Below are 26,142 nucleotides of genomic sequence, written 5' to 3' on the forward strand. Positions count from 1 at the left end.
CGGCTACTTGAGCACGTAGTCCTCGTGCGGAGTCGCCCGATGCCACACGGTCTCGAAGGCGTTCTTCACGAGCTGAACGACGTCAGGTTCGGTCGTCCACTCCCGGTCCACCACATCCCCGTCACCCGAGAAGAAGGTGAACATGATCTTGGAGTCATCGAACATCCACAGGTCAGTTCCTGGCAGAGCAATGTCTGCCGCCAACCGACGCGGAAGCCAGCGAACCTGCTCGCCGATAGCCACGTTGAGGAACGTCACGTGGTGCTCGTAGCGGATGTACTCCGTGACCGGCTCGGAGACGATCCGAGCCCGGCGCATGACCACACCACGGTTGATCACGTCTCCGGCGAGGTTGGTCCAGTTCTGGAACCACTCCGGCCGGTCGTCCGGGCTGTAGCGAAGACCCTCCCGATAGCGCTGGAACTGCGGGTCGTTCGGCGTGTAGTTGTCGCGCATCTCCAGGTGCACGGCAGAGAACTTGGCCTCTGCCATGGCCGTGGCGATCGGGTTGGCCACGCTACTCCTTCTCTCCCGCTTGAGTGGCCAGCCCTGCGGCGAGGTCCACGATGAACTTGATCATTTCTTCCGGGAGGCGGATCACGGTCTCGTGGTCAGGCACGTCAGTCGAGTGCCCGGGGATCGAACCAACCTCCTTGCAGCGGCTCAAGTCCTCTTCGCTGGCCTTGTAGGACTGGATGATCAGGTCGCCGTTCTCCGGGTCGCGCCAAATGGTCGGCGAGTCAACCTCTGGCGTGTTGGAGATGATCCCGATGAACTGTAGAGGCTGCACGATGCTCCCTGTGACTCTGGGTCCGCGTAGTTGCACAACCGGTGGGCTCATCCTGGCGGGTGCACGACCGTCCTGTCAGGCGTTTCGTGTCTGACGAACCACCTCGCGTCTGACGAACTACCAGCTCAGCGACCTGGAGCCTGGCGAGGGCGCAAGTAGCCGTGTGGATAAGGGGCGAACTCCCTTCATCCTGCTGCTCGACAGACATGGGGCCATAGACAGCGGTTGCGAAGAGTGGTGAGGGTGGGGCCTGTTGCCAGCGGCCGGCAAGACTGGCGGAGCAGCGGTGAGTGGAGGCCGCGGGGGGCTCTGGTGTCCTTTCGCCGATCTCGACGCCGTCGGCGAGCAGCTGCCGCGCGGCGGCGTCGGCCTGGTGGCGGTAGGGGTGGCGGGAGATGTAGTGCCCGTTCTCCCGGATCTCGTACATGTCGGCGGCGAAGTCGGTGGTGGTGAGGGTGACGTCGAGGCGGCGGTCGTGGCCGGCACCGGTGACGGTCCAGTGGCCGGCACCCACGGTCGGCCGTCCGGTGCGCGCCTCCGGCGGGAGGCTCAGCCGACCAGCCGGGAAAGCTCGATCGAGTGCCCCGTCCGCTCCACCTTCGCCGTCAGGTACCGGACGTTGCTCTCCGACAGGTGCACGCCCGTCGGCACCCGGTGCCGGACGGTGATCCCGAGGCCGGCCAACTGCGCGGCCTTGTCGGGGTTGTTGCTCAGCAGGTCGATGCCCGTGGTGCCGAGCGCGGCGAGCATCTGGGCGGCGGCGGTGTAGTCCCGGCCGTCCTCGGGCAGGCCGAGCGCGGTGTTGGCGTCGTACGTGTCCAGCCCGGAGTCCTGCAGGGCGTACGCGTCGAGCTTGTTGTAGAGCCCGATGCCCCGGCCCTCCTGGCGCAGGTAGAGCAGGTACCCGCCGGCCGTGCTGATCCGCTCCACCGACTCGCGCAGCTGCGGCCCGCAGTCGCAGCGGTCCGAACCGAAGACGTCGCCGGTCAGGCACTCGGAGTGCAGCCGCACCAGCGGGGTACCGCCCTCGGGGACCGTCCCGAGCGCGAGGGCCAGGTGTTCGGCGCCGTCGGCGAGGCCGTGGAAGGTGGAGACCTCCGCCTCGGCGCGGTAGCCGTCGGGGAAGGTCAGCGGGATGCGCACACGCGAGCGCACCGTGGCGGAGCCGGGTTGAGGCATGGGCGGGCCTTCGTCGATCGGGGGTGAGCCGGGTCGGATCGGGATCCGGATCGATCGGGGGGATCGGATGTCGACCGTACTCGGTTGTTCCAATTTGAACAACTGAATCGCCCGATGTCCGACGCGACCACGGAGGCGCACAACACCCCGTCCGTCCCGGGTGTTCCCGCCCGACCTTCCGACATGTGGAAGGAGAACGGTCCGGGGTGTCGACACTGCGGGACTTCGTCCCGTTTCCTGGGCACGGGAACGGCCCGCGTCTCCTGGACGCGGGAACGCCCCGCGCACGACCACCGACGATCACGGAAGGTCCTGAACAGATGCCCCTGAGCCGCCCCGATTCCGCCCCCGACACCTCGACCCGGCCCCGCTTCGACGCCGAACAGCGCGCGGTCGAGTCCCTCTTCGCGGACGTGGTCCGCCGCAACAAGGGCGAGTCGGAGTTCCACCAGGCCGTCCACGAGGTGCTGGAGACCCTGGCCCCGGTGCTCGCCCACCGGCCCGAACTCCTCGACGCCCGGATCATCGAGCGGATCTGCGAACCCGAGCGGCAGTTGATGTTCCGGGTGCCGTGGACGGACGACTCCGGCGACATCCACGTCAACCGCGGCTTCCGGGTGGAGTTCAGCAGCGCCCTCGGCCCGTACAAGGGCGGGCTGCGGTTCCACCCCTCGGTGAACCTCGGCATCGTCAAGTTCCTCGGCTTCGAGCAGATCTTCAAGAACGCGCTCACCGGGCTGTCGATCGGCGGCGGCAAGGGCGGTTCCGACTTCGACCCCAAGGGCCGTTCGGACGCCGAGATCATGAGGTTCTGTCAGTCGTTCATGACCGAGCTCCACCGTCACCTCGGCGAGCACACCGACGTGCCGGCCGGGGACATCGGCGTCGGCGGCCGCGAGATCGGCTACCTCTTCGGCCAGTACAAGCGGATCACCAACCGCTACGAGGCCGGCGTGCTCACCGGCAAGGGCCTGGGCTGGGGCGGCGCGCAGGTCAGGACGGAGGCCACCGGCTACGGCTGCGTGCTGTTCACCGCCGAGATGCTGCACAGCCGCGGCGAGGGCCTGGACGGGCGCCGGGTGGTGGTCTCCGGCTCCGGCAACGTCGCGCTCTACGCGATCGAGAAGGCGCAGCAGCTCGGCGCGACGGTGCTCACCGCCTCCGACTCCACCGGCTACGTGGTCGACGAGAAGGGCATCGACCTCGCCCTGCTCAAGGAGGTCAAGGAGGTCCGGCGCGGCCGGATCTCCGAGTACGCCGAACTGCGCGGCAGCCACGTCCGGTTCGTGGAGGGGCCGGGGGTGTGGAGCGTGCCCTGCGAGGTCGCGCTGCCCTGCGCGACCCAGAACGAGCTGACCGAGGCCGACGCGCTCGCCCTGGTGCGGGGCGGCGTCCTCGCGGTGGCCGAGGGCGCCAACATGCCCACCACCCCGGAGGCGGTGCGGGTGTTCCAGGAGGCCCGGGTGGCCTTCGGCCCGGGCAAGGCGGCGAACGCGGGCGGCGTCGCGACCAGCGCGCTGGAGATGCAGCAGAACGCCTCGCGCGACTCCTGGACCTTCCGGCACACCGAGGAGCGGCTGGCCGCGATCATGAAGCACATCCACGACTCCTGCTTCACCACCGCCGAGCGCTACGGCCGGCCCGGCGACTACGTGGTGGGCGCCAACATCGCGGGCTTCGAGCTGGTCGCGGACGCGATGCTGGCCCAGGGCCTCATCTGAGCAGCCGTCTCCGCTGGTGACCCGGCGATCGGTACCCGACCGGAGCGGGCACCGATCGTCGGGTGCGGCAGGGTGGGTCCTTCCTACGGTGGTGATCAACGAGGAAGGACGGGCGGGAGTGCTGGAACACCTGAACCGGGCGATGGAGCACATCGAACGGCACCTGGACGGCGAGGTCGACGCGGCAGAGCTGGCGCGGATCGCGATGACGTCGGAGTACCACTTCCGGCGGCTGTTCTCGATGCTCGCCGGGATGCCGCTGTCGGAGTACGTCCGGCGCCGGCGACTGACCGTCGCGGGGGCCGAAGTCCTCGCCGGTGAGCGGACGTTGCTCGACATCGCGATCCGGTACGGGTACGGCTCGGGCGAGGCGTTCGCCCGGGCGTTCCGGGCCGTGCACGGGGTCGGGCCGGGCGAGGCCCGGCGCGACGGTGCGGTGCTCACCTCCCAGCCCCGGATGTCCTTCCGACTCGTCGTGGAGGGAAGTAGCAGCATGGAATACCGGATCGTCGAGAAGCCGGACTTCCGGATCGTCGGCAGGAAGGCCCGGGTGCCCCTGATCTACCTGGGCGTCAACCCGCACATCGCGGAGTTCATCAAGGGGCTCGGCACGGAGACCGTCGAGCGGATCGCGGCGCTGACGGGCCCGGACCCGGTCGGCATCGTGTCGGTGAGCGACGACATCCCGTCCGTCCGGGAGGAGGGGGTCGAACTCGACTACTGGCACGCGGTGGTGGCGTGCGAGGACGCCGTCGTCCCGAAGGACCTGGACGTGCTGGACGTGCCTGCGGGCACCTGGGCGGTGTTTCGCAACTCCGGGCCGTTCCCGCAGGCGCTACAGGAGATGTGGGCGGACGTGTACACCCAGTGGTTCCCGTCCAACCCGTACGAGGCCCGGCCGGGTCCGGAGATCCTGCAGACCCGTTTCGTCCCGGGGGCGGGCGACGCCGAGGCGGAGCTCTGGATCCCGGTGGCGCGGGCCCTGCGGCGCTGACGGGTGCCGGCTGACAGATGACAGGTAACGGATGACAGCTGACAGATGATGAAATCTGTCAGCTGTCATCTGTCATCTGTTACTCGCCCTCCGTCAGCCGTCGCCTCTTCCCCCGCCCCCGTTCGGCCCACCAGCGTCCGCCCCTGTCCCTTCCCGCGCCGCATCCTGGGCGGGGAGGGCCCGGGGGCCGACACCGAGCTGGAGAACCGATGCCATGAAGCTGACCTCCGTGACCACCGACGCCCCCTGCTGGGTCGAGCTGGGCACCTCCGACCCGGCCGCCGCCAGGGCTTTCTACCGCGAACTGTTCGGCTGGCGGGAGGACGACGGCACCCGCCCCGAGGACGGGGACGGGGTCCGGATGTTCCTGGGGGACGCCCCGGTCGCCGCGATCATGCCGCGCTACGCTCCGCGGCAGCCGACGGCCTGGACGGTCTGCTTCGCGGTCGCCGACGCCGGTGCCACCGCCGCGCGGATCGCGGACGCCGGCGGCAGCCTCCTGAAGGAGCCCGCCGACGTGCTCGACCACGGCCGCTTCGCGGTGGCGGCCGACCGCTCCCACGCCGTCTTCATCCTCTGGCAGGCCCGCGCCTTCAAGGGCGCCGGGGTGTTCAACGAGCACGGCTCGCTCGGCTGGGTGGAACTGCTCACCCGCGATCCGGCCGGCGCGACCGACTTCTACCCGGCGGTCTTCGGCTGGTCGGTCGCCCCGTCCGAGCACTACACCCAATGGGGCCTGGCCGGCCGGGACTTCGGCGGCATGCTGGTGATGGGCGACGGCTTCCCGCCGGAGGTGCCGCCGCACTGGCTGCCGTACTTCTCCTGTGCCGACACCGACCTCACCGTCGCCCGGGCGGTGGCCCTGGGCGCGGACGTGCTGATGCCCGCCGGTGGCGTGCCGGGCGGTCGGCGGATCGCGGTGCTGCGCGACCCGCAGGGCGCCGCCTTCGGCATCTACCACGCCCCTTCGGAGGGCTGAGCCGAGCGCCGTCCCGCCACGGCTACCGCCGCCGCTACCGCCGCCGCTGCCGTCGTCCCGCCACGGCTACCGCCGCCGCTACCGCCGCCGCTGCCGTCGTCCCGCCACGGCTACCGCCGCCGCCCCGGCCGTGATCAGCAGCGCCCCCACCGGCACCACGTCGCCGACCCGGTCGTACCAGGTCAGCGTCCCGGGCACGGTGAGCGGCAGCCGGACGGTCAGCGCGCCGGTGTCGTCGGTGCCGAGCCGGGCGAGCTCCCGGCCCTGTGCGTCGAAGGCAGCCGAGACGCCGGTCAGCGAGGCCTGGACGGCCGGCCGCCCGGTCTCGGCGGCCCGGATCGCCGCCAGCGAGACGTGCTGTTCGGGCGCCCAGGTGTGCTGGAAGGTCGAGGTCGAGGACTGGTAGACCAGCACCCGGGCGCCGTCCCGCGCGGCGGTGCGGGCCATGTCGGGGAAGGCCGACTCGAAGCAGATCAGCGCCCCGACCGGCAGCGGCGCGCCCGTCCGGTCGGTGGCCGGCAGCAGGTGGAACGCGGTGCCGGGCGCCCGGTTCTCGCCCGCCGCCCGGCTGACCCCGGCGATCCAGCCGAGCACCGGCCGCAGCGGGATGTACTCGCCGAACGGCACCAGCCGGATCTTGCGGTAGCGGTCCACCACCCCGGCCGGGGAGACCAGCACCGCGTCCTTGGAGATCCTCCCGTCCGCCTTGCGCGCGTCCTCCCCGGCGATGATCCGGGCGCCGGTGGTCGCGGCGAGTCCGCGCAGCGCGTCCAGCGCGGCCGGGTCGTGGTCCAGGTCGGCCGTGGTGCTGCTCTCGCCCCACACCACCAGGTCCACCGGCTGCCCGACCAGGGCGGCGGTGGCCCGGACGCTCGCGTCGAACCGTGCCTGCGGGTCCTCGACGATGCCGGGCTGGACGAGCGCGACCGTGACGGACCCGGCTCCGGCGGGTGCCTCGCGCAGCGCGAACAGCGCCGGTCCGGAGGCCAGGACCAGCACGGTCGCCGAGGCCGCGACGGCCCGCGGCCGCCAGTGCACCGAGGTCAGCGCGATCAGCACCCCGGTGTTCACCGCCGCCACCGCCGCGCTGACCAGCCAGATCCCGCCCGTCGAGGCCAGCCCGAGGATCGCCGGGTGCTGCCACTGGGTGGCGCCGAGCAGCGCCCACGGCCCGCCGAGCGCCGACCAGGACCGCGCGTACTCGGCGGACACCCAGACCGCGGGGACGACCACCATCGCGAGCAGCGCCCGACGGGTGGTCAGCGGCGGGCTCAGCAGCCGGTGCACGGCGTACCCGACGGCGCCCTGCAGCGCACCGAACAGCACCGCGAGCACCGGCAGTCCGGGCCCGATGGACGGCACCAGCCAGTACATCGCGGTCAGGATGAACCCGGCCCCGAACCACCAGCCGCGCACCGCCGCCTCCCGCCCCGACGGCGCCCGCTGCATCAGCAGCAGCCCGGGGACGAGCGCGATCCAGGCCAGCCAGGCCTGCCCGGGCGCCGGGAAGGCGAGCACCGGCACCGCCCCGGCGGCCAGCGCCCCGAACCGCGCCCGGTACCGGTGCGGCGGGTGCGAGTGCCGCGAGGGGTGCGAGGACCGCGACGGGTACGAGGGGCGCGGCGCCCGGTCCCCGGCTCGCTCCGTTCCCTCCGCCTGCTCCGCCTGTTCCGCTTGCCCAGCTCTCTCCGCTCTCCCCGCTCTTCCCGCTGCGTCCGCGTTCGCCGAGGGGGTCGTGCTCAGGGCTGGGCTGGTGGGACCGATGCGGCGCGACATGCCCCGTATTGTCCGCTCGGACGGCGTGCGCCACCAGTGTTCCCGTCACCCGAATGGGCGACGGGAACACCAACAGCGGGGTGGCGGCCCACCGCTCGAACGGCCGCTCACCCGTCGAACGGCCGCCCTCAGCCCTCGCCGCCCTCCAGGTCCCCTTCCGTCTCCAGGAACGCGGCCTGCAGCTGCGCGATCAGCTCCGGGTCCGGCTGCTCCCACAGCCCGCGGCTCGCCGCCTCCAGCAGGCGCTCGCTGATCCCGTGCAGCGCCCACGGGTTGGCGCCCGCGAGGAACTCCCGGTTGACCGGGTCGAGCACGTACTCCTCGGTCAGCTTCTCGTACATCCAGTCCGCGACCACGCCCGTGGTGGCGTCGTAGCCGAACAGGTAGTCGACGGTCGCGGCCATCTCGAAGGCGCCCTTGTACCCGTGGCGGCGCATCGCCTCGATCCAGCGCGGGTTGACCACGCGGGCGCGGAAGACCCGGGCGGCCTCCTCGGTCAGCGTCCGGGTGCGGACCGTCTCCGGGCGGGTGGAGTCGCCGATGTAGGCGGTGGGCGCCTTGCCGGTGAGGGCGCGGACGGTGGCCACCATGCCGCCGTGGTACTGGAAGTAGTCGTCCGAGTCGGCGATGTCGTGCTCGCGGGTGTCGGTGTTCTTCGCGGCGACGGTGATCCGCTTGTACGCGGTCTCCATCTCCTCGCGGGCCGGCCGCCCGTCCAGCCCGCGCCCGTAGGCGTAGCCGCCCCAGACCGTGTACACCTCGGCGAGGTCGGCGTCGGTGCGCCAGTCGCGGCTGTCGATCAGCTGCAGCAGTCCCGCGCCGTACGTGCCCGGGCGGGAGCCGAAGACGCGGACGGTGGCCTTGCGCTCGTCGCCGTGGACCGCGAGGTCGGCCTGGACGTGGGCGCGGACGAAGTTCTGCTCCGCGGGCTCCTCCTGGGCGGCGGCCAGGCGCACCGCGTCGTCCAGCAGGGCGACCACGTGCGGGAAGGCGTCGCGGAAGAAGCCGGAGATGCGCAGCGTCACGTCGATGCGCGGGCGGCCCAGCTCCGCCGGCGGGATCGGCTCCAGGCCGGTGACCCGGCGGGAGGCGTCGTCCCAGACCGGGCGGACACCGAGCAGGGCGAAGGCCTCGGCGATGTCGTCGCCGGCGGTGCGCATCGCGCTGGTGCCCCAGAGCGAGAGCCCGACCGAGGGCGGGTAGGCGCCGTCGTTGTCGGCGGTGTACCGCTCGATCAGCGAGGCGGCGAGCGCCTGGCCGGTCTCCCAGGCGAGCTTGCTGGGGACGGCCTTCGGGTCGACGGAGTAGAAGTTGCGGCCGGTCGGCAGCACGTTGACCAGGCCGCGCAGCGGCGAGCCGGACGGGCCGGCCGGGACGAAGCCGCCCCGCAGCGCGTGCAGCACGGCGTCCAGCTCGTCGGTGGTGGCGGCCAGTCGCGGCACCACCTGGGTGGCGGCGAAGGCCAGCACCTCGTGCACGGCCTCCCGGACGGTCTCCGGCAGCTCGGCGGTGACCTTCTCGACCGCCTCGGGCGCCCAGTCCTCCGCCTCCATCGCCTCGACCAGGGCGCGGGCCCGGGCCTCGGCCGCGTCGGTGGCGCCGAGGGTCAGCGCCGCCTCGTCCAGGCCGAGTGCCTCGCGCAGGCCGGGCAGCGCGCTGACGCCGCCCCAGATCTGCCGGGCGCGCAGGATGGCGAGCACGATGTTGACCCGGTCGGTGCCGGCCGGCGCCTGGCCGAGCACGTGCAGGCCGTCACGGATCTGGGCGTCCTTGACCTCGCAGAGCCAGCCGTCGACGTGCAGCAGGAAGTCGTCGAAGCCGTCGTCCTCGGGGCGCTCGTCCAGACCGAGGTCGTGGTCGAGCTTGGCGGCCTGGATCAGGGTCCAGATCTGGGCGCGGATCGCGGGCAGCTTGGCCGGGTCCATCGCGGCGATGTTGGAGTGCTCGTCCAGCAGCTGCTCCAGCCGCGCGATGTCGCCGTAGGAGTCGGCGCGGGCCATCGGCGGGACGAGGTGGTCGACCAGGGTGGCGTGGGCGCGGCGCTTGGCCTGGGTGCCCTCGCCCGGGTCGTTGACCAGGAAGGGGTAGACCAGCGGGAGGTTGCCGAGGACGGCGTCGGGGCCGCACTCGGCGGACAGCGCGGCGGTCTTGCCGGGCAGCCACTCCAGGTTGCCGTGCTTGCCGAGGTGGATGACCGCGTGGGCGCCGAAGCCGCCGTCCTCCTGCGCGGCCTCGATCCAGCGGTAGGCGGCCAGGTAGTGGTGGCTCGGCGGCAGGTCGGGGTCGTGGTAGATGGCGACCGGGTTCTCGCCGAAGCCGCGCGGCGGCTGGATCAGGACGAGCAGGTTCCCGGAGCGGATCGCGGCCAGCACGATGTCGCCGTCCGGGTTCTGCGAGCGGTCGACGTACAGCTCGCCGGGCGCCGGGCCCCAGTGCTCCTCGACCTGTTCCCGCAGCGCCTGCGGAAGGGTGGCGTACCAGCGGCGGTAGTCGGCCGCGGGGATGCGCACCGGGTTGCGGGCCAGCTGGTCCTCGGTGAGCCAGTCCTGGTCGTAGCCGCCGGCCGCGATCAGGGCGTGGATGATCGCGTCGCCCTCGTGGCCGTCCTCGGCGGCGTCGTCCAGGCCGGGCAGGTCGTGGCCGAGGTCCATGCCCTCCTCGCGCAGCCGGTGCAGCAGCCGGACGGCGCTGGCCGGGGTGTCCAGGCCGACGGCGTTGCCGACCCGGGCGTGCTTGGTCGGGTACGCGGACAGCACCAGCGCGAGGCGGCGCTCGGCGGCCGGGACGTAGCGCAGCCGGGCGTGGCTGACGGCGATGCCGGCGACGCGGGCGGCGCGCTCCGGGTCGGCGGCGTAGACGGTCAGGCCGTCCTCGTCCAGCTCCTTGAAGGAGAACGGGACGGTGATCAGGCGGCCGTCGAACTCCGGCACGGCGATCTGGGTGGCGGTGTCCAGCGGGGAGAGGCCGTCGTCGCTGCCCTCCCACTGGGCGCGCGACCAGGTCAGGCAGAGCGCCTGCAGGATCGGGCGGTCCAGTGCGGCGAGCGCGCCCGCGTCCCAGGCCTCCTCGTCGCCGCCGGCCTGGGCGTCGGCCGGGCGGGTGCCGCCGGCGGCGAGCACAGTGGTGACGATCGCGTCGGCCTCGCCGAGCGCGGCCAGCAGCTCGGGCTCGGCACCGCGCAGCGAGGCGCAGTAGTAGGCCTTGGCCCGGGCGCCCCGCTCCTCGACGGCCCGGCAGAGCGTCTCCACGAAGGCGGTGTTGCCGCTCATGTGGTGGGCGCGGTAGTAGAGCACCGCGACCGTCGGCGCGTCGGCGCCGTCGCCGGTGCGGGCCTCGCGCTCCAGCGGGCCCCAGGCCGGCGCGGAGGCGGGCGGGGCGAAGCCGTGGCCGGTCAGCAGCACGGTGTCGGAGAGGAACGCGCCCAGCTCGGCCAGGTTGGCGGCGCCGCCGTGGGCCAGGTAGGCGTGCGCCTCGGCGGCGATGCCGGCCGGGACGGTGGACAGTTCCATCAGCTGGGCGTCGGGGGCCTGCTCACCGGTCAGCACCACCACCGGGCGGGGGCCGGCCAGCAGTGCGTCCAGGCCCTCCTGCCAGGCGCGGCGCCCGCCGAGGAGGCGGACCACGACGAGCTCGGTGCCCTCCAGCAGCGCGGGCAGGTCGGCGGGGGTGAGCCGGGCCGGGTTGCCGAGGCGGTAGCGCACCGGGCCCTCGGACGCGCGGGCACTGAGCAGGTCGGTGTCGGACGTCGACAGCAGCAGGATCATGCGAAGGCCCTCCCGGCCTCGTCGGTGGCCGGGTCGGCCGTGGAGCCGGCCGGGGTGGCCCGGATGCGGGCCGGGTCGGCCGAGGGGTCGGCCAGGGTGGCCGTGACTCCGGCCGGGGCCGCCGTGTGGACGGCCGTGGACGCGTGCGCGGGCATGCGACAGCGCTGGTGCATTTCTGCCTTCCTCGGGGTCCGCGCCCCGGGCCGGTGGAGGACGGCAGGAGTTCCTGGCTCCCGCGGCCGGCCGGTTTCCCGGTGAACCGCGGTCACAGTGGCGGGACCGCACCGGGTTTGCACCGGTTTCCTCCCCTGCGCCGTCGCTGGCGTGTGCGGACGGTCCGCACGGGACCGTCCGCCCTGCATCGTACGGGGTGCGGCTGACCTGGGGGAGAGTGAGCTTTCGGCCGGGGGCTCCGGACCGGTCGGTGCGCGGCTCCTGGCCGGTCGGCGTACCGGCCCGGGGGCGTCCCGTGCCCCGCCCGGAGCGGCCCGGCGGACGCGTTCGGGCCGGTCGGGGCGGCCGCCCGGCGCGCGCGTCGGGTGCGCCGGAGTGTGATGCAGCGGACGGAGGCAACCGTTCGGATCATCTGTATGCTCGCCGCCATGCCACCGACACCCGACGCCAGCGCGCCGGGCGCCGCCGTGCCCGACCGGGAGGTGCCCGACCGGGGGCGCGCGGACGCCTGCCCCGGAGCGCTCCGCCTGCACCCGGCCGACGACGGCGCCCTGGCCCGGATCCGCCTACCCGGAGGCCTGCTGACGGACCGTCAGGCACGTGCCCTGATCGAAGCCGCCGAGGCCCTGGGCGACGGGGAGTTGGAGACCACCTCGCGCGGCAACGTCCAACTGCGCGGCCTGGCGCCGCAGTGCGGGGCGGAGCTCGCCGAGCGGCTGCGCGCCGTCGGACTGCTGCCCTCGGACACCCACGAGCGGGTCCGCAACATCGTCGCCTCGCCGCTCGCGGGGCTGGACGCCCGGCCCGGCGCCGAGGTCCGGGCCTGGGTGCGGGAACTGGACGCGCGGCTGTGCGCGAGCGACTGGGCGGCCGGGCTCTCCGGCAAGTTCCTGTTCGCGCTGGACGACGGGCGGGGCGACGTCGCCGCGCTCGACGCCGATGTGACATTGATCGCAGCCTCGGGAACCGCAGGCTCGGGGGTCGCAGGCTCGGGGGTCGCAGGCTCGGGAGCGGCGCCGGACGGGCCCGCCCTGCTGCGCCTCGGGCGTTCGACCCACGGGCACCCCGTCGAGGCCGGGCGGGAGGTGACGGCCGTGCTGGACGCGGCCCGCTCCTTCCTGGACGCGCTGCGCACCGGCGGACGCCGGGCCTGGCACCTGCGCGAGGTGCCCGACCTGCTGCCGGCCGGCCCGGTGCCGCTGCCCGCCTTCGCCGGTGCGGCGCCCGCCGTCGGCGCGCATCCCGGCGGGCTCTCGGTCGGACTGCGCTTCGGCCGGGCGAACGCCGCGCAGTGGCGGGCACTGGTCGCCGTCGCGGCCGCCTCGGCCGGTGAGCTGCGGCTGACGCCCTGGCGCGGCGCGGTCGTGCCCGGCGCGTCCGCCGACCTGCTGCCCGGGCTGGCCGCCGTCGGGTTCCGCACCGAGCCGGGCTCCGTCTGGGAGCGGGCCACCGCCTGCACCGGGCTGCCGGGGTGCGCCAAGTCGCTCGCCGACGTCCGCTCGGACGCGGCCGGGGCGCTGGACGCCGACGCCGGGTCCGCGCGCGGGGGCGGGGCCCTCGGTGCGGGCGGGGCCTCCGGCGCGCTGCCCGTCCACTGGTCGGGTTGTGAACGGCGCTGCGGCCACCCGGCCGGGCGGTGGGTGGACGTGCTCGCCACGGGGCACGGCTACCGGGTGACGGTGAACGGACCGGCGGCCGCCCCCATGGCCGCCGAGGTGACGAACGAGCAGATGGCCGAGGCGGTCGCCGAGGCCAGGAGGACCACGAAGTGATCGAGTACGAGAAGGACGGCGCGTCCATCTACCGCCAGTCCTTTGCCACCATCCGCGCGGAGGCCGATCTGGCCGCCCTCCCGGCAGACGTCTCCCAGGTCGCGGTGCGGATGATCCACGCCTGCGGGATGGTCGACCTGGTCGAGGACCTGGTGTACTCGCCCGGCGTGGTCGCCTCCGCGCGCGCCGCGCTGCACGCCGGTGCGCCGATCCTCTGCGACGTCAACATGGTCGCGAGCGGCGTGACCCGCAAGCGGCTGCCCGCCGACAACGAGGTGATCTGCACCCTCACCGACCCGTCGGTGCCCGAGCTCGCCCGCGCGATGGGCAACACCCGCAGCGCCGCGGCCATGGAGCTGTGGCTGCCCCGGCTGGAGGGCGCGGTGGTCGCCGTCGGCAACGCGCCGACCTCGCTGTTCCGGCTGCTGGAGATGATCGAGGCGGGCGCGCCGCGCCCGGCCGCGGTGATCGGCGTCCCGGTCGGCTTCATCGGCGCCGCCGAGTCCAAGCAGGCCCTGGCCGAGCACCCCTCCGGCCTGGAGCACCTGGTGGTGCGCGGCCGCCGAGGCGGCAGTGCGATGGCCGCCGCCGCCATCAACGCGATTGCGAGCGAGGCAGAGTGACGGAGCATCAGGAGTCTTCGACCGGGCGGCTGTACGGCGTCGGGCTCGGCCCGGGCGACCCGTCGCTGGTGACCGTCCGTGCCGCCGAACTCATCGGCAAGGCCGACGTGGTGGCGTACCACAGCGCCCGGCACGGCCGGTCCATCGCGCGCTCGATCGCCGAGCGGTACCTGACGGGTGGTCAGATCGAGGAGAAGCTGGTCTACCCGCTCACCGTCGAGACCACCGACCACCCCGGCGGCTACCGGGGCGCGCTGGACGAGTTCTACGAGGAGGCCGCCGCCCGGCTGGCCGCCCACCTGGACGCCGGGCGCGACGTCGTCGTCCTCGCCGAGGGGGACCCGCTCTTCTACGGCTCGTACCAGCACATGCACAAGCGGCTCGCGCACCGGTACCCGACCGAGGTGGTGCCCGGCGTGACCTCGGTCAGCGCGGCGGCCGCCCGGCTCGGACAGCCGCTCACCGAGGCCGAGGAGACGCTCACCGTCATCCCCGGCACGCTGCCCGAGGAGGAGCTGACGGCGCGGATCGCCTCGGCCGACTCCGCCGTGATCATGAAGCTCGGGCGCACCTTCCCGACCGTCCGCCGCGCCCTGGAGCGGGCGGGTCGCCTGGCCGACGCCCAGTACGTCGAGCGGGCCTTCATGGCGGGTGAGCGCATCGCGCCGCTCGCGGAGGTCGACGGCGAGACGGTGCCGTACTTCTCGGTCGCGGTGCTGCCGAGCAAGGTCGCGCCGCTGGAGCCCGAGGTGCGGATCGCGGACGGGACGGGCAGCGTGACCGTGGTCGGCACCGGGCCGGCCGGGCCGCTCTGGCTCACCCCCGAGGCGCGCGGCGCGCTGGCCGAGGCCACCGACCTGGTCGGCTACACCACCTACCTGGCCCGGGTGCCGGAGCGCCCCGGGCAGCGGCGGCACGGCTCGGACAACAAGGTGGAGTCGGAGCGCGCCGAGTACGCGCTGGACCTCGCGCGGCGCGGGCACCGGGTCGCGGTGGTCTCCTCGGGCGACCCGGGCGTGTTCGCGATGGCCACGGCCGTGCTGGAGGTCGCCTGCGAGGAGGCCTACCGGGACGTCCCGGTGCGGGTCCTGCCGGGGATGACCGCCGCCCACGCGGCCGCCTCCCGGGCCGGCGCCCCGCTCGGGCACGACTACGCGGTGGTGTCGCTCTCGGACCGGCTCAAGCCCTGGGAGGCGGTGGCCAAGCGGCTGCGCGCCGCCGCCGAGGCGGACCTGGTGCTCGCGCTGTACAACCCGGGCTCGAAGTCCCGGACCACCCAGGTGGGCCTCGCCCGGGACCTGCTGCTGGAGCACCGGGCGCCGGAGACGCCGGTGGTCATGGCGCGCGACGTCGGCGGGCCGACCGAGCGGGTGCGGATCGTCCGGCTCGGCGAGCTGGACCCGGCGCTGGTCGACATGCGGACGATCCTGCTGGTCGGTTCCTCGCAGACCCGGGCGGTCGAGCGGGGCGGTGGCGTGGAGGTCGTCTGGACGCCCCGGCGGTACCCGGAGGCGTGACGGCGAACAGCTGACGGATGACAGCTGACAGATTTCATCATCTGTCAGCTGTCATCCGTTTTCCGTCAGCCGTTTCCCGTCGTCCGCTCGCCGGTGTCGGTGCCGGTGCCGGTGTCGGTGTCGGTGTCGGTGTCGCCGGCCGTCACCGGCTTCGTCACCGGGTCGGCTTGGCGATCAGCAGCTCCGTGTTGTGGTCCGCACCCGTGCCCAGCAGTGCCGTCTGCCGCCCGTTCGGGTCGTTGTACGACAGCTCGCGGTAGAGCGCCGCGAGGTTGGCGTCCGAGGTGCTGCCGAAGTCCGTCGCGTACGGTGCGGAGGACTCGATCAGCGTGGTGAACAGGGAGAGCGTGCCGTCCCCGTTGTCCACGACCTCGATGATCCGGCCGTGCTGCGGGTAGTCGATGTGCGAGGCGGTGTTGATCTCCCAGAACGCCCGCTCCGGCACCGCGTGGCCGTGCGGCGTGATCTTGTTCATGTGGGTGTGGCCGTTCACCCAGGCGACCACGTTCGGGTAGCGCTGCAGCAGTGCCACCAGCTCGTTGCCGTCGTGCCGCTTCTCGAAGACGTTGCGCGGGTCCGGCAGCAGGTTGCCCATCGAGGTGCTGGTGTGGTGGCTGAAGACCAGGATCACGTCGTCCGTGCTGCCGCCCGTCACCCGGTGCCCGTCGGTGTCGTACCAGTGCCCGCTGTGCGCCTTCAACTGCTGCTCCAGCCAGCGCAGTTGCGCGCTGCCCAGCGAGCCGTCGGCGAACCCGGCCTGGTTGGTGGTGTCCAGGCTGATCCCGACCACCTTCTCCGAGATGCGGAAGGTGTAGTAGAGCTTGCCGCTGTTCACCATGTCCGAGGTGAAGCCGTGGCCGTACGGGCCCGCACCGGTGGCCGCCGGGTTCAGGTGGGCCTTGGCGAACTCCTTGAGTGTGAACGGCTTCCGGCGCTCGTCCGGGGTGATCCGGCGCACCGCCTCGCCGTTGGCGATCAGCTTGGCGAGCAGCAGCACGGCGCCCGCCGGGTCCCGGCGCAGCGAGTCCGTCAGCTGGGCGGCGGTCGCGTCGTCGCAGCCCTCCAGCTTGTACTGGCCGGTGTAGAGGTCGTTGAGCAGCCCGAGGTCCGGCAGCGTGCCCTCGATGCTGTCGTCGTGGTTGCCGACCGTCGTGTACCAGGGCGTGCGCAGGCCCGGCGCGTCGAAGGGCCGGCCGGCGGCGGACAGGAAGCCGGGCACCAGCGGGAAGCCCTTGGCCTTGTAGCCGTCGCCGTAGGAGAGTTCGGGGTTCCAGTAGGCCGCGTTGCCGGAGTTCTGGACACCCTCGTAGCGGTTCGGGTCGCCGGTGTTCTGCGCCAGCCGGCCGCCGCCCATGACCTTGAGGTACCAGTCGAGTTCGGCGAGCTCGTGGTTGTCGGTGTTGTCGCCGGTGGCCATCACCATGCTGAACGGCATCCCGGTGTAGGGGCCTCCGCCGAGCGAGTTGACCCGCTCGACGAGGGCCGACACGCCGCGGGCGTTCAGGGCCTCCTGCGGCCGGTACGCGCTGCCGTTGTACCGGGCCAGGTACTCGAAGCGCACCGGGGACTCGGTGTCCACCAGGTGCAGGTCACTGAACTGGACGAAGCTGGCCAGCCCGGTGCGGCGGTCGTCCCGGCCGGTGCCCGGCGCCGCCAGCTCGCCGCGCACCAGCAGCGGCCAGCCCGGACCGGCCGTCAGTCGCTTGTAGCCGCCGGCGCCGACCGGCGTGGCCACCTGCTCCAGCGTCGTCCCGGCGACCTTGACCGCTCTCGCGGCCGTGGCCGCCAGCGCCCGGTCCCGCGTGGCGGCCGAGGCGAACTGCGCGCCGCCCAGCGACAAGGCCGACCACGCGGCGGCCACCGACGTGCCCGTGAGGAACGTCCGCCGATTCATCCCTGCCACAAAAACCCCCACATCCTGGTGACCCGGCCGGGCGGACGACCCGTTCGCCGGACCCACGTGTCATGAACCCGCTTCTGGCGGATCGACAGATTACTCACTGGTAGGCGCGGGGGCGAGGCCCGTGCGGAGAACTCTTCGGGAACGCCGGACGGTGGCTCCCGCGCCGGTCCCGCGCCGGTCCCGCGCCGGTCCCACACTGGCTCCCGCCCGGCTCCCGCGCAGCTCCCGACCGGCTCCGGCGTCGCTCCCGCGCGGCTCCCGCCGACCGGCGCCCCAGGTCCCCGCGGGCCACCCCGGTCGGGCCCCGGCGGCGCGAATGGGGGAAAATCGGCGGCGGCGGCCGGTGCGGCCGCCCGGGAGAGCAGGACGGCGCCGCGGGTGCCGTCGGAAGCGAGGCGCAGGTGGCCGCAGCGGGAGCCGAGGGCGGAGCCCAGGCGCAGGCCGGGGCGGACGGCCGGGCCGGCCAGCTGAAGAGCAGCGGCCTGCGGCACGGCTGGACGACGGGCGCCTGCGCCACCGCGGCCACCAAGGCCGCGTACACCGCGCTGCTCACCGGCGAGTTCCCCGACCCCGTGGTCATCACCCTGCCCAAGGGGCAGCAGCCCGCCTTCGCCCTCGCCGCGGAGCGACTGGAGACGGACGGGCAGCCGGCGGCGGACGGGCAGCTGGAGACGGGCGGGCGGCCGTCCGCCATGGCCGGGGTGGTCAAGGACGCCGGTGACGACCCGGACGTCACCCACGGCGCGCTGATCCGATCGACCGTGCGGGCCGGAGAGCCCGGTGCCGGGGTGGTGTTCCGCGCCGGGCCCGGGGTGGGGACGATCACCAAGGCCGGCCTGCCGCTGCCCGTCGGCGAGCCCGCGATCAACCCGGTGCCCCGGCAGATGATCCGGGACGCGGTCGCCGAGGTGGCCGCCGCGCACGGCGGCAGCGGGGACGTGGTGGTCGAGGTCTCCGTCGACCACGGCGAGGAGATCGCCCGCTCGACCTGGAACCCTCGGCTGGGCATCCTCGGCGGCCTGTCGATCCTCGGCACCACCGGGATCGTCGTCCCCTATTCCTGCTCGGCCTGGATCGACTCCATCCGCCGGGGTGTGGACGTGGCCCGGGCGGCGGGCCGTACGCACGTCGCCGGCTGCACCGGTTCGACCTCGGAGAAGGTCGCGGTCGCGGTGCACGGGCTGCCCGAGGACGCGCTGCTGGACATGGGCGACTTCGCCGGTGCCGTGCTCAAGTACCTGAAGCGCCACCCGGTGCCCCGGCTGACCATCGCGGGCGGCTTCGCCAAGCTGTCCAAACTCGCGGCCGGCCATCTCGACCTGCACTCGGCGCGTTCCCAGGTGGACAAGGGGTACCTGGCCGAACTGGCCCGGCGGGGCGGGGCGGACGAGGCGCTGGCCGGGGCGGTGGCGGCGGCCAACACCGGCCTGGAGGCGGTGCAGCTCTGCCGCGCGGCCGGGGTGCCGCTCGGGGACCTGGTCGCCGAGGCGGCCCGGGCGACGGCGCTCGGCGTCCTGGTGGGCTCACCGGTCGCGGTGGACGTCATCTGCATCGACCGCGCGGGCACCGTCGTCGGCCGGGCGGAGCCGCTGGGGCCGCTGGGGCCGTGACATTGTCACGACTGTCACGGGAGTGTGACAACACCATCTGGTGATGTGAAGATCTGACAGCAATACAGGGTGGGAAGCGGGCAAAAGGAGCGCCGCACCGTCCTCTGCTTCCATCGCCATCTCAACCATGAGATATGGTCTGCCGAGTGACAGGCGACTACCTCACCCGTATCGGCACTCTCATCCGTACCGCACGCCAGCACCGCGGCTGGTCCCAGGCGCAGCTCGGCGAGGCACTCGGCACCAGCCAGAGCGCGGTCAACCGGATCGAACAGGGCAAGCAGAACGTCAGCCTTGAGATGATCGCCCGCATCGGCGAAGCCCTCGACAGCGAGATCGTCTCCCTCGGCTACTCCGGCCCGATGCACCTGCGCGTCGCCGGCGGCACCCGCCTCTCCGGCGCGATCGACGTCCGCAGCAGCAAGAACGCCTGCGTGGCGATCCTCTGCGCCTCGCTGCTGACCACCGGTCGCACCACGATCCGCAGCGTCGCCCGGATCGAGGAGGTGTACCGCATCCTCGAAGTCCTCACCAGCATCGGCGTCAAGAGCCGCTGGATCAACGAGGGCCGCGACCTCGAACTCACCCCGCCCGCCGAGCTGGACCTCGACGCGATGGACGTCGAGGCGGCCCGCCGCACCCGCAGCGTGCTGATGTTCCTCGGCCCGCTGATGCACCGCGCCCAGCGCTTCGCCATCCCGTACGCGGGCGGCTGCGACCTCGGCACCCGCACCGTCCAGCCGCACCTGACGGCGCTGCGCCGCTTCGGCCTGGAGGTCGCCACCACCGGTGGCACCTACCACGCCTCGGTCGAGCCGGGTGCCCCGCTGGACCGCCCGATCGTGCTGACCGAGCGCGGGGACACCGTCACCGAGAACGCCCTGCTGGCCGCCGCGCGGCACGACGGCGTGAGCGTCATCCGCAACGCCTCGCCCAACTACATGGTCCAGGACCTCTGTTTCTTCCTGGAGGAGCTGGGCGTCCGGATCGAGGGCATCGGCACCACCACGCTCACCGTGCACGGTGTCCCGGAGATCACCCGCGACGTCGACTACACCCCGGCCGAGGACCCGGTGGAGGCGATGAGCCTGCTCGCCGCCGCTGTCGTCACCTCCTCCGAGCTGACGATCCGCCGGGTGCCGATCGAGTTCCTCGAGATCGAGCTCGCGGTGCTCGAAGGCATGGGCCTCGACTACGACCGCACCCCCGAGTACCGGGCCCACAACGGTCACACCCGGCTGGTCGATCTCACCGTGCGCCCCTCCAAGCTGACCGCGCCGGTCGACACCATCCACCCGATGCCGTTCCCCGGCATCAACATCGACAACGTGCCGTTCTTCGCCGCCATCGCCGCGGCCGCGCACGGCACCACGATGATCCACGACTGGGTCTACGACAACCGCGCGATCTACCTCACCGAGCTGACCCGCCTCGGCGCGGACGTCAAGCTCCTCGACCCGCACCGCGTCCTGGTCCAGGGCCCCACCCGCTGGCGCGCCGCCGAGATGGTGTGCCCGCCGGCCCTGCGCCCGGCCGTCGTCATCCTGCTCGCGATGCTCGCCGCCCAGGGCACCTCGGTCCTGCGCAACGTCTACGTGATCAACCGCGGTTACGAGGACCTCGCCGAGCGCCTCAACTCCATCGGCGCCCGGATCGAGACCTTCCGCGACATCTGAGCGTTCGTCTGACCGACCGTCACCCTGCGGTCCGGCCTCACCCGTTGAGCCCGGTCAGCAGGATGGCCACGTCCAACCCGGTGTTCAGGTAGTCCATGAACACCGGGTTGTTCAGTGCCCAGGGCGACCGCCGTTCCCGGACCAGCCGGACCGCCTCGCCGGTGTCACGGCCGAGGTCGACCAGGGCCTGTGCCACCACCAGGCCCGAGCGGTTGTAGCCCGAGTGGCAGCGCACCAGCGTCCGGCGGCCCCGGCGGACGGCCTCCGCCGTGAGCCGCGCCGCCTCCTGCACGGCCGCGAGCTGCCCGGGGGAGAGCGGGGCGTCGGGCACCTCCCGGACGACGTGCTCCACCCCGGGCGCCGGACCGTGCCCGGGGAGCGTGAGGAGGCTGACCACCAGGTCGAACTCGCGCCGGACGATGACGGGTTCGAGCTCGCCGCCGGGCGGGGTGACGTAGTGACCGCCCATCCAGAGCCCGGGGGCGATCTCGTTCCAGGGGGCCGACGGCCCGGGTGTGCCGCGTTCCTTCCGCCGGGTCCGCACGATCCTGCTTCCTCCCGTGTCGGCCCGCCCGGCCCCGGTTCGTCCTGGCCCGGTTCGTCCTGGCCGGCTCCGCCCCGGCTCGGGCGCTACTCGTCGGTAGTACCGTCGAGGTGTTCGCCCAGCAGGTCGGCGTGGCCGTTGTGGCGGGCGTACTCCGCGATCATGTGGGTGAGGATCCAGCGCAGCGAGAACACCTCCTCGCCGTGCCGGCCCAGGACGTCCAACGACGCGGCGGCGGCGACGAGTTCCCGGGCGTGGTCGCACTCGCGGCGCCGGATCGCGACGGCCTCGTCCGGGTCGGCGTCCTCGGCGTCGAACTCGGCGAAGGAGCCGTCGGGGTGCCTGGCCGTCGGTCATGGGGTCGTCCTGCCGGGCGGTCGGCGGGCCCGCCCGGCATTCCACGGACCGGACTCAGCGCGACTGCTCCAGCCGCCGCACCGCGCTCTCGACGTCCGGCACGACCGGCACGCCCTCCGGCACCGGCGGACGCTCCACGACGATGACGGGCAGGCCGAGTTCGCGGGCGGCGGCCAGCTTGGGGGCGGTCGCGGCGCCGCCGCTGTCCTTGGTGACCAGGACGTCGACGGCGTGCTCGCGCAGCAGCGCCAGCTCGCCCTCCACCGTGAACGGGCCGCGGGCCAGCAGGACGTCGAAAGACGGCGGCAGCGGCGGCTCGGGCGGGTCGACCGAGCGGGCGAGGAAGTGGACCCCGTCGAGGTGGGCGAAGGCGGCGATGCCCTGCCGGCCGGTGGTGAGGAAGACCCGCTCCCCGCGTCGCGGCAGCAGTGCGGCCGCCGCCGCGGCCAGCGAGGGGACGGGGATCCAGCGGTCCCCGTCGACGCGCGTGAAGCCGGGGCGGCGCAGCACCAGCAGCGGCACGCCGGTGGCGGCGGACGCCAGGGCGGCGTTGCGTGAGATGCCGGCGGCGAACGGGTGGGTGGCGTCGACGACGGCGTCCACCCGCTCGGCGCGCAGCCAGTCGGCCAGCCCCTCCGGGCCCCCGAAGCCGCCGATCCGCACCTCTCCGGCGGGCAGCCGGGGTCGGGCGACCCGGCCGGCCAGCGAACTGGTGACCCGCAGGCCGGGGCGGCCGTCGAGGGCGGCGGCCAGCGCCCGCCCCTCGGTCGTCCCGCCGAGGATCAGCAGGTGGCGCATCACGACCCGCAGGGCTCGTGCGGGCGCTCGCGGTCCGCCGAGTAGAGGTGGCTGTCGCGGAAGTGCTCGGCGGCCAGCGTCCGGCCGACGATGATGACGGCGGTGCGGACCACGCCCGCCGCCTTCACCTGCTCGGCGATGTCGCCGACCGTGCCCCGCAGCACCAGCTCGTCCGGGCGGCTGGCCATCGCCACGACGGCGGCCGGGCAGTCGGCGCCGTAGTGCGGGAGCAACTGCTCGACCACGTCGTCCACGTACCCGGCGGCCAGGTGCAGCACCAGCAGGGCGCCGCTGCGGCCGAGGGTGGCGAGGTCCTCGCCCTCGGGCATCGGGGTGGCGCGCTTGGCGATCCGGGTGAGGATGACGGTCTGGCCGACGGTCGGCACGGTCAACTCCCGCTTCAGCGCGGCCGCGGCGGCGGCGAAGGCGGGCACGCCGGGGACGACCTCGTACGGGATGCCGGCCGCGTCCAGGCGGCGCATCTGCTCGGCGACGGCGGAGAACACGGACGGGTCGCCGGAGTGCAGCCGGGCGACGTCCCGGCCCTCCTGGTGGGCGCGCGTCATCTCCTCGACGATGCCGTCCAGGGTCATCCGGGCGGTGTCGATGAGCCGGGCGCCGGGCGGGCACTCGTCCAGCAGCTCGCGGGGGACCAGGCTGCCGGCGAACAGGCAGACCTCGGCGCGGGCCAGGAGGCGCTGGCCGCGCAGGGTGATCAGGTCGGCGGCACCCGGGCCGGCTCCGATGAAGTAGACGGTCACGAGGCGTCCTCCTGGGGGGTGTCGGTCTTGACGGCGGACCACTGGGTGACCGGCATGGCCTGGCGCCACCCGGTGAAGCCGCCCACCGGGACGGCGTGGGCGACGGCCAGCTTCACGAGCTCGCCGCCGTGCCGCCGGTACCACTCGGTGAGCAGTGCCTCGGACTCCAGGGTCACGGTGTTGGCGACGATTCGGCCGCCCGGGCGCAGCGCGGCCCAGCAGGCGTCCAGCAGGCCGGGCGCGGTGAGGCCGCCACCGATGAACACGGCGTCGGGGGTGGGGAGTTCGGTGAGCGCGGCGGGGGCGGGGCCGGTCACCACACGCAGCCTGGGCACGCCGAGCGCGGCGGCGTTGCGGGCGATCCGCTCGGCGCGCACCGGGTCGCGCTCGACGCTGACGGCCCGGCAGTCGCGGTGGGCGCGCAGCCACTCGACGGCGATCGAGCCCGAGCCGCCGCCGACGTCCCAGAGCAGTTCGCCGGGGGAGGGGGCGAGCGTGGCGAGGGTGGCGGCGCGGACGTGCCGCTTGGTGAGCTGGCCGTCGCTCTCGTACGCGGCGTCGGGCAGGCCGGGGACGAGGGAGGCGCGGGGGCCGTCGCCGAGTTCGACGGCGATCAGGTTCAGCGGGTCGCCGGGCGGGTGCGGCCAGCCGTCGGCCGGGCCGTGGAGCTGCCGTTCGCGTGCGTGGCCGAGCCGTTCGAGCACGCGCAGCCGGGCGGTGCCGTAGCCGCGCTCGGTGAGCAGGGCGGCGACGGCGGCCGGGGTGGCGGCGTCGGCGCTGAGCACCAGCAGGCGGCGGCCGGGGTGGAGGGCGAGCGCGAGGGTGTCGAGCGGACGGCCGACCAGGCTGACCACCTCGGTCGCCTCCAACGGCCAGCCGAGCCGGGCGCAGGCGTAGGAGACGGAGGAGGGGTGCGGCAGGACGCGCAGCCGCTCGGCGCCGACGGTCTCGGCGAGGGTGCGGCCGATGCCGTAGAACATCGGGTCGCCGCTGGCCAGGACGGCGACCCGGCAGTCGGCGTGGGCGGCGAGCAGCCGGGGGACGGCCGGGCGCAGCGGGGACGGCCAGGGGAGGCGCTCGGCGGTGACGTCCTCCCGGGGGAGCAGGTCCAGCTGGCGGGGGCCGCCGAGGACCACGTCGGCGTCCCGCAGCGCGGCCCGGGAGACGGCGGCGAGGCCGGGCCAGCCGTCGGCCCCGATCCCGACGACGGTGATCGGGGGTGGCAGCTCGGGCACCGGGTGGCTCCTCGTCGTTCGGTCCTGCGGGTTCCAGCGATCCTGGGGGCCGGTGATCCGGCCGGCCGGGGCAGCCTACCTGGCGGTATCCGGCGGGTATCGGGGCGGCCCGGGCGACAGCGAACAGCTTTCAGCGAACAGATTTCAAACTCTGTTTGCTGAAAGCTGTTTGCTGAACTCTGTCAGCTGTGATCCGTCACCCCCCACCCCTCACCTGTCCGCCCAGTCCCCCGAGGCGATCAGGGCCGGCCGCTCGCGCAGCCGAGCCTCGGCGGCCGGTCCGGCCAGGTAGACCCACGCGTCCTGCGGCGCACCCGCCACCGCCGTCCGTACTGCCGTCGCCCCCACCGCCGCCGTTCGCACCGCCATCCGCCGCCGCACGTACAGCCCGGTCCCGTCCGCCCGACACTCCTCCAGCAGGTCGAGGGCCGCCAGCGCGCCGGTGTAGGCGCCCGGGCGTACGGTGATCAGCTCGCCCACGATCCGCCGCCCGGGCGTCGCGTCGAGCACCGCGTACGGAAAGCCCGGGCCCTCGTGCAGCGCGGCGCCGTCCAGCACCGCCGGGCGGATGGCGGCACAGCGTCCGGCCAGGTGTGCGGCGTGGTTGCGGCCGCCGCTGCGCAGGGTGCCGTAGACGAAGAACGGCAGCTCCTCCTCGGACGCGGACACGGGTTCGACCTCCTCGCTGGGGAGCGCCCACGGTACGTCCTCCGGTCCGATTCCTGATACCGACTGGCGCGTCGGGCCGTCGATGCGCTGTCATATCGGATGTTCGGCCAGCACCGTCCAAGGGGGACACACATGACATCGCCCGCTTCCTCCCGACCGGGCACCTCCGCCGGTTCCACCCCCGCCGACGCAACGCCCGCTGACGCGGCGCCCGCCGACGCAACCCCGGCAGGTGCGACCCTCGCGAAGGCCGCCCCCGCCGGCCCGTCTCCGCTCGGCGAGGCCCGCCCCGCCACCCGTCTCGGCGGCGCGGTCTGGCTGGCCCTCGCCGTGGTCTACGTCGTCTGGGGCTCGACCTACCTGGCGATCCGGATCGCCGTGGAGACGATGCCCTCCTTCCTCTCCGCCGCCGCCCGCTTCCTCACCGCGGGCCTTCTGCTGGCCGGCTACCTGCTGGTGCGTCAGGGCCCGGCCGGACTGAAGGTGAGCGGGCGGCAGCTGGCCTCGGCCGCCCTGGTCGGCGTGCTGCTGCTGACCGGCGGCAACGGCCTGGTGGTCCTGGGCGAGACCTCCGTCCCCTCCGGCCTGGCCGCCCTGCTGGTGGCCGCCGTCCCGCTCTGGATGGTGGTGCTGACGGCCTTCGGCGGCGAGCGTCCGAAGGCCGCCGAGCTCGCCGGGGTGCTGCTCGGCCTGGTCGGCCTCGGCGTGCTGTCGGCCCCGGCGATCGGCGGGTCCGTCGAGCCGCTCGGCGTGGTCCTGATCATCGGCGCCACGCTGCTCTGGGCGGTCGGCTCGTTCGCGAGCAAGAAGGTCCCGATGCCGGGCAACGTGCTCGCCGCGAGCGCCTACCAGATGCTGGCCGGCGGCCTCTTCGACCTGATGATCGGACTGGTCCGCGGCGAGCAGAGCGGGCTGGATCTGGGGGCCGTCTCCGGCCGGTCCTGGCTGGCCCTCGGCTACCTGGTGCTGTTCGGCTCGCTGCTCGCCTTCACCGCGTACGCCTGGCTGCTGCGCTCCGCCCCGCTGACGCTGGTCGCCACGTACGCGTACGTGAACCCGGTGGTCGCGGTGCTGCTGGGCTGGCTGATCCTGGCCGAGCCGCTCACCGGCCCCACCCTGGCGGGCGGGGGGATCGTGGTCGCGGCGGTCTGCCTGGTGGTGAGCGTCAGTCGGCGTCCCGGGCGTCCCGCGAAGGAGACGTCCGCTCGTAGGTGAGCACGACGTTCCCGCGCTCGAAGATCCGGCTGTCGGTGAGGGTGAAGGCGCGGGGCGTGGATTTCCCTTGGACCGGGCCCCTCAA

Annotated in this window: 21 protein-coding genes, 1 pseudogene and 1 riboswitch; of the genes and pseudogenes, 9 read left to right on the plus strand and 13 right to left on the minus strand. The window is 73.7% G+C overall.

The annotated features are described in order from the left end of the window. Positions 1–3: 3 nt before the first annotated feature. The 3 genes from AB0Q99_RS06580 to ribA all read right to left on the minus strand — a co-directional run bounded on the left by AB0Q99_RS06580 (position 4) and on the right by ribA (position 1,969). Positions 4–516, minus strand: coding sequence for a DUF6879 family protein (locus AB0Q99_RS06580; RefSeq protein WP_363569080.1), 513 nt, complete (start codon positions 514–516; stop codon positions 4–6). Between the two features lies 1 nt (position 517). Next, a complete protein-coding gene (locus AB0Q99_RS06585) occupies positions 518–841 on the minus strand; it encodes a hypothetical protein (protein WP_363569082.1) in 324 nt (107 codons plus the stop codon). Positions 842–1,339: 498 nt separating this feature from the next. Further along, positions 1,340–1,969 (minus strand): GTP cyclohydrolase II, encoded by a 630-nt coding sequence (gene ribA, locus AB0Q99_RS06590; protein WP_363569084.1) that lies wholly within the window; start codon positions 1,967–1,969, stop codon positions 1,340–1,342. A gap of 320 nt (positions 1,970–2,289) precedes the next feature. Here ribA and gdhA point away from each other — a divergent pair, with 320 nt between their 5' ends. The 3 genes from gdhA (at position 2,290) to AB0Q99_RS06605 (ending at position 5,663) form a co-directional block, all read left to right on the plus strand. Further along, a complete protein-coding gene (gene gdhA / locus AB0Q99_RS06595; protein WP_363569086.1) occupies positions 2,290–3,690 on the plus strand; it encodes an NADP-specific glutamate dehydrogenase in 1,401 nt (466 codons plus the stop codon). A gap of 118 nt (positions 3,691–3,808) precedes the next feature. Continuing rightward, the gene (locus AB0Q99_RS06600; RefSeq protein WP_363569088.1) at positions 3,809–4,684 is read left to right on the plus strand and encodes an AraC family transcriptional regulator; all 876 of its coding nucleotides are present in this window, start codon (positions 3,809–3,811) and stop codon (positions 4,682–4,684) included. 214 nt (positions 4,685–4,898) lie between these two features. Next, positions 4,899–5,663, plus strand: coding sequence for a VOC family protein (locus AB0Q99_RS06605; protein ID WP_363569090.1), 765 nt, complete (start codon positions 4,899–4,901; stop codon positions 5,661–5,663). A 78-nt stretch (positions 5,664–5,741) separates the two neighbouring features. On the opposite strand, the gene lnt is transcribed toward AB0Q99_RS06605, so the two are convergent. The 3 genes from lnt to AB0Q99_RS06620 all read right to left on the minus strand — a co-directional run bounded on the left by lnt (position 5,742) and on the right by AB0Q99_RS06620 (position 11,376). Then, positions 5,742–7,439 carry an apolipoprotein N-acyltransferase gene (gene lnt / locus AB0Q99_RS06610; RefSeq protein ID WP_363569092.1) on the minus strand — a complete coding sequence of 566 codons (1,698 nt, stop codon included), beginning with the start codon at positions 7,437–7,439 and terminating at the stop codon, positions 5,742–5,744. A gap of 128 nt (positions 7,440–7,567) precedes the next feature. Then, positions 7,568–11,203: a cobaltochelatase subunit CobN gene (gene cobN, locus AB0Q99_RS06615; protein ID WP_363569094.1), complete on the minus strand. Its 3,636-nt coding sequence runs from the start codon at positions 11,201–11,203 to the stop codon at positions 7,568–7,570. Further along, positions 11,200–11,376: a hypothetical protein gene (locus AB0Q99_RS06620; protein WP_363569096.1), complete on the minus strand. Its 177-nt coding sequence runs from the start codon at positions 11,374–11,376 to the stop codon at positions 11,200–11,202. Before AB0Q99_RS06620 ends, cobN begins: the two co-directional genes overlap by 4 nt. A 47-nt stretch (positions 11,377–11,423) precedes the next feature. Beyond that, positions 11,424–11,509, minus strand: a riboswitch (cobalamin riboswitch). A 296-nt stretch (positions 11,510–11,805) separates the two neighbouring features. Between AB0Q99_RS06620 and AB0Q99_RS06625 the strand changes: the two genes are divergently transcribed. The 3 genes from AB0Q99_RS06625 to AB0Q99_RS06635 are packed head-to-tail and all read left to right on the plus strand — an operon-like array spanning position 11,806 to position 15,289. Next, a complete protein-coding gene (locus tag AB0Q99_RS06625; RefSeq protein WP_363569098.1) occupies positions 11,806–13,149 on the plus strand; it encodes a hypothetical protein in 1,344 nt (447 codons plus the stop codon). After that, complete coding sequence (locus AB0Q99_RS06630) at positions 13,146–13,772, plus strand: precorrin-8X methylmutase (protein ID WP_363569100.1); 627 nt, start codon at positions 13,146–13,148, stop codon at positions 13,770–13,772. The genes AB0Q99_RS06625 and AB0Q99_RS06630 overlap by 4 nt, the downstream gene beginning before the upstream one ends. Further along, complete coding sequence (locus AB0Q99_RS06635; RefSeq protein WP_363569102.1) at positions 13,769–15,289, plus strand: precorrin-2 C(20)-methyltransferase; 1,521 nt, start codon at positions 13,769–13,771, stop codon at positions 15,287–15,289. Before AB0Q99_RS06630 ends, AB0Q99_RS06635 begins: the two co-directional genes overlap by 4 nt. A 154-nt stretch (positions 15,290–15,443) precedes the next feature. Here the strand turns inward: AB0Q99_RS06635 and AB0Q99_RS06640 are convergent, their stop codons facing one another. Continuing rightward, a complete protein-coding gene (locus AB0Q99_RS06640) occupies positions 15,444–17,183 on the minus strand; it encodes a TIGR03767 family metallophosphoesterase (protein ID WP_363569104.1) in 1,740 nt (579 codons plus the stop codon). Between the two features lie 410 nt (positions 17,184–17,593). On the opposite strand from AB0Q99_RS06640, the gene AB0Q99_RS06645 reads away from it, so the two are divergent. Both AB0Q99_RS06645 and AB0Q99_RS06650 read left to right on the plus strand, forming a co-directional pair. After that, entirely contained in the window at positions 17,594–18,802 is a 1,209-nt protein-coding gene (locus AB0Q99_RS06645) for a cobalt-precorrin-5B (C(1))-methyltransferase (protein ID WP_363569106.1), read from the plus strand. A 146-nt stretch (positions 18,803–18,948) separates the two neighbouring features. After that, positions 18,949–20,478 carry a UDP-N-acetylglucosamine 1-carboxyvinyltransferase gene (locus AB0Q99_RS06650; protein WP_363569108.1) on the plus strand — a complete coding sequence of 510 codons (1,530 nt, stop codon included), beginning with the start codon at positions 18,949–18,951 and terminating at the stop codon, positions 20,476–20,478. A 37-nt stretch (positions 20,479–20,515) separates the two neighbouring features. Here the strand turns inward: AB0Q99_RS06650 and AB0Q99_RS06655 are convergent, their stop codons facing one another. The 6 genes and pseudogenes from AB0Q99_RS06655 to AB0Q99_RS06680 all read right to left on the minus strand — a co-directional run bounded on the left by AB0Q99_RS06655 (position 20,516) and on the right by AB0Q99_RS06680 (position 24,842). Then, positions 20,516–21,022 (minus strand): protein phosphatase, encoded by a 507-nt coding sequence (locus AB0Q99_RS06655; RefSeq protein ID WP_363569110.1) that lies wholly within the window; start codon positions 21,020–21,022, stop codon positions 20,516–20,518. A gap of 86 nt (positions 21,023–21,108) precedes the next feature. Further along, positions 21,109–21,348, minus strand: a pseudogene (locus tag AB0Q99_RS06660) (DUF664 domain-containing protein); the annotation flags it as partial. Positions 21,349–21,433: 85 nt separating this feature from the next. Next, entirely contained in the window at positions 21,434–22,180 is a 747-nt protein-coding gene (locus AB0Q99_RS06665; RefSeq protein ID WP_363569112.1) for a cobalt-precorrin-6A reductase, read from the minus strand. Beyond that, positions 22,177–22,938 carry a precorrin-4 C(11)-methyltransferase gene (cobM, locus tag AB0Q99_RS06670; protein WP_363569114.1) on the minus strand — a complete coding sequence of 254 codons (762 nt, stop codon included), beginning with the start codon at positions 22,936–22,938 and terminating at the stop codon, positions 22,177–22,179. Before cobM ends, AB0Q99_RS06665 begins: the two co-directional genes overlap by 4 nt. Continuing rightward, positions 22,935–24,173 carry a precorrin-6y C5,15-methyltransferase (decarboxylating) subunit CbiE gene (gene cbiE / locus AB0Q99_RS06675; protein ID WP_363569116.1) on the minus strand — a complete coding sequence of 413 codons (1,239 nt, stop codon included), beginning with the start codon at positions 24,171–24,173 and terminating at the stop codon, positions 22,935–22,937. The genes cobM and cbiE overlap by 4 nt, the downstream gene beginning before the upstream one ends. 210 nt (positions 24,174–24,383) lie before the next feature. Then, the gene (locus AB0Q99_RS06680; protein ID WP_363569118.1) at positions 24,384–24,842 is read right to left on the minus strand and encodes a gamma-glutamylcyclotransferase family protein; all 459 of its coding nucleotides are present in this window, start codon (positions 24,840–24,842) and stop codon (positions 24,384–24,386) included. A 132-nt stretch (positions 24,843–24,974) separates the two neighbouring features. Here AB0Q99_RS06680 and AB0Q99_RS06685 point away from each other — a divergent pair, with 132 nt between their 5' ends. After that, positions 24,975–26,057, plus strand: a complete 1,083-nt coding sequence (locus AB0Q99_RS06685) for an EamA family transporter (RefSeq protein ID WP_363569120.1) — start codon at positions 24,975–24,977, stop codon at positions 26,055–26,057. The last annotated feature ends 85 nt before the right edge of the window (positions 26,058–26,142 follow it).

Origin of the sequence: Kitasatospora sp. NPDC086791 (genome assembly GCF_040685975.1) — a bacterium.
Lineage (GTDB): Bacteria > Actinomycetota > Actinomycetes > Streptomycetales > Streptomycetaceae > Kitasatospora.

What these genes read in the sequence shown, in the direction of transcription:
- AB0Q99_RS06585 (WP_363569082.1), bottom strand. Translation starts at nt 841, where the DNA reads ATGAGCCCACCGGTTGTGCAACTACGCGGACCCAGAGTCACAGGGAGC.
- ribA (WP_363569084.1), bottom strand. Translation starts at nt 1,969, where the DNA reads ATGCCTCAACCCGGCTCCGCCACGGTGCGCTCGCGTGTGCGCATCCCG.
- gdhA (WP_363569086.1), top strand. Translation starts at nt 2,290, where the DNA reads ATGCCCCTGAGCCGCCCCGATTCCGCCCCCGACACCTCGACCCGGCCC.
- AB0Q99_RS06605 (WP_363569090.1), top strand. Translation starts at nt 4,899, where the DNA reads ATGAAGCTGACCTCCGTGACCACCGACGCCCCCTGCTGGGTCGAGCTG.
- lnt (WP_363569092.1), bottom strand. Translation starts at nt 7,439, where the DNA reads ATGTCGCGCCGCATCGGTCCCACCAGCCCAGCCCTGAGCACGACCCCC.
- cobN (WP_363569094.1), bottom strand. Translation starts at nt 11,203, where the DNA reads ATGATCCTGCTGCTGTCGACGTCCGACACCGACCTGCTCAGTGCCCGC.
- AB0Q99_RS06620 (WP_363569096.1), bottom strand. Translation starts at nt 11,376, where the DNA reads ATGCACCAGCGCTGTCGCATGCCCGCGCACGCGTCCACGGCCGTCCAC.
- AB0Q99_RS06625 (WP_363569098.1), top strand. Translation starts at nt 11,806, where the DNA reads ATGCCACCGACACCCGACGCCAGCGCGCCGGGCGCCGCCGTGCCCGAC.
- AB0Q99_RS06640 (WP_363569104.1), bottom strand. Translation starts at nt 17,183, where the DNA reads ATGAATCGGCGGACGTTCCTCACGGGCACGTCGGTGGCCGCCGCGTGG.
- AB0Q99_RS06685 (WP_363569120.1), top strand. Translation starts at nt 24,975, where the DNA reads ATGACATCGCCCGCTTCCTCCCGACCGGGCACCTCCGCCGGTTCCACC.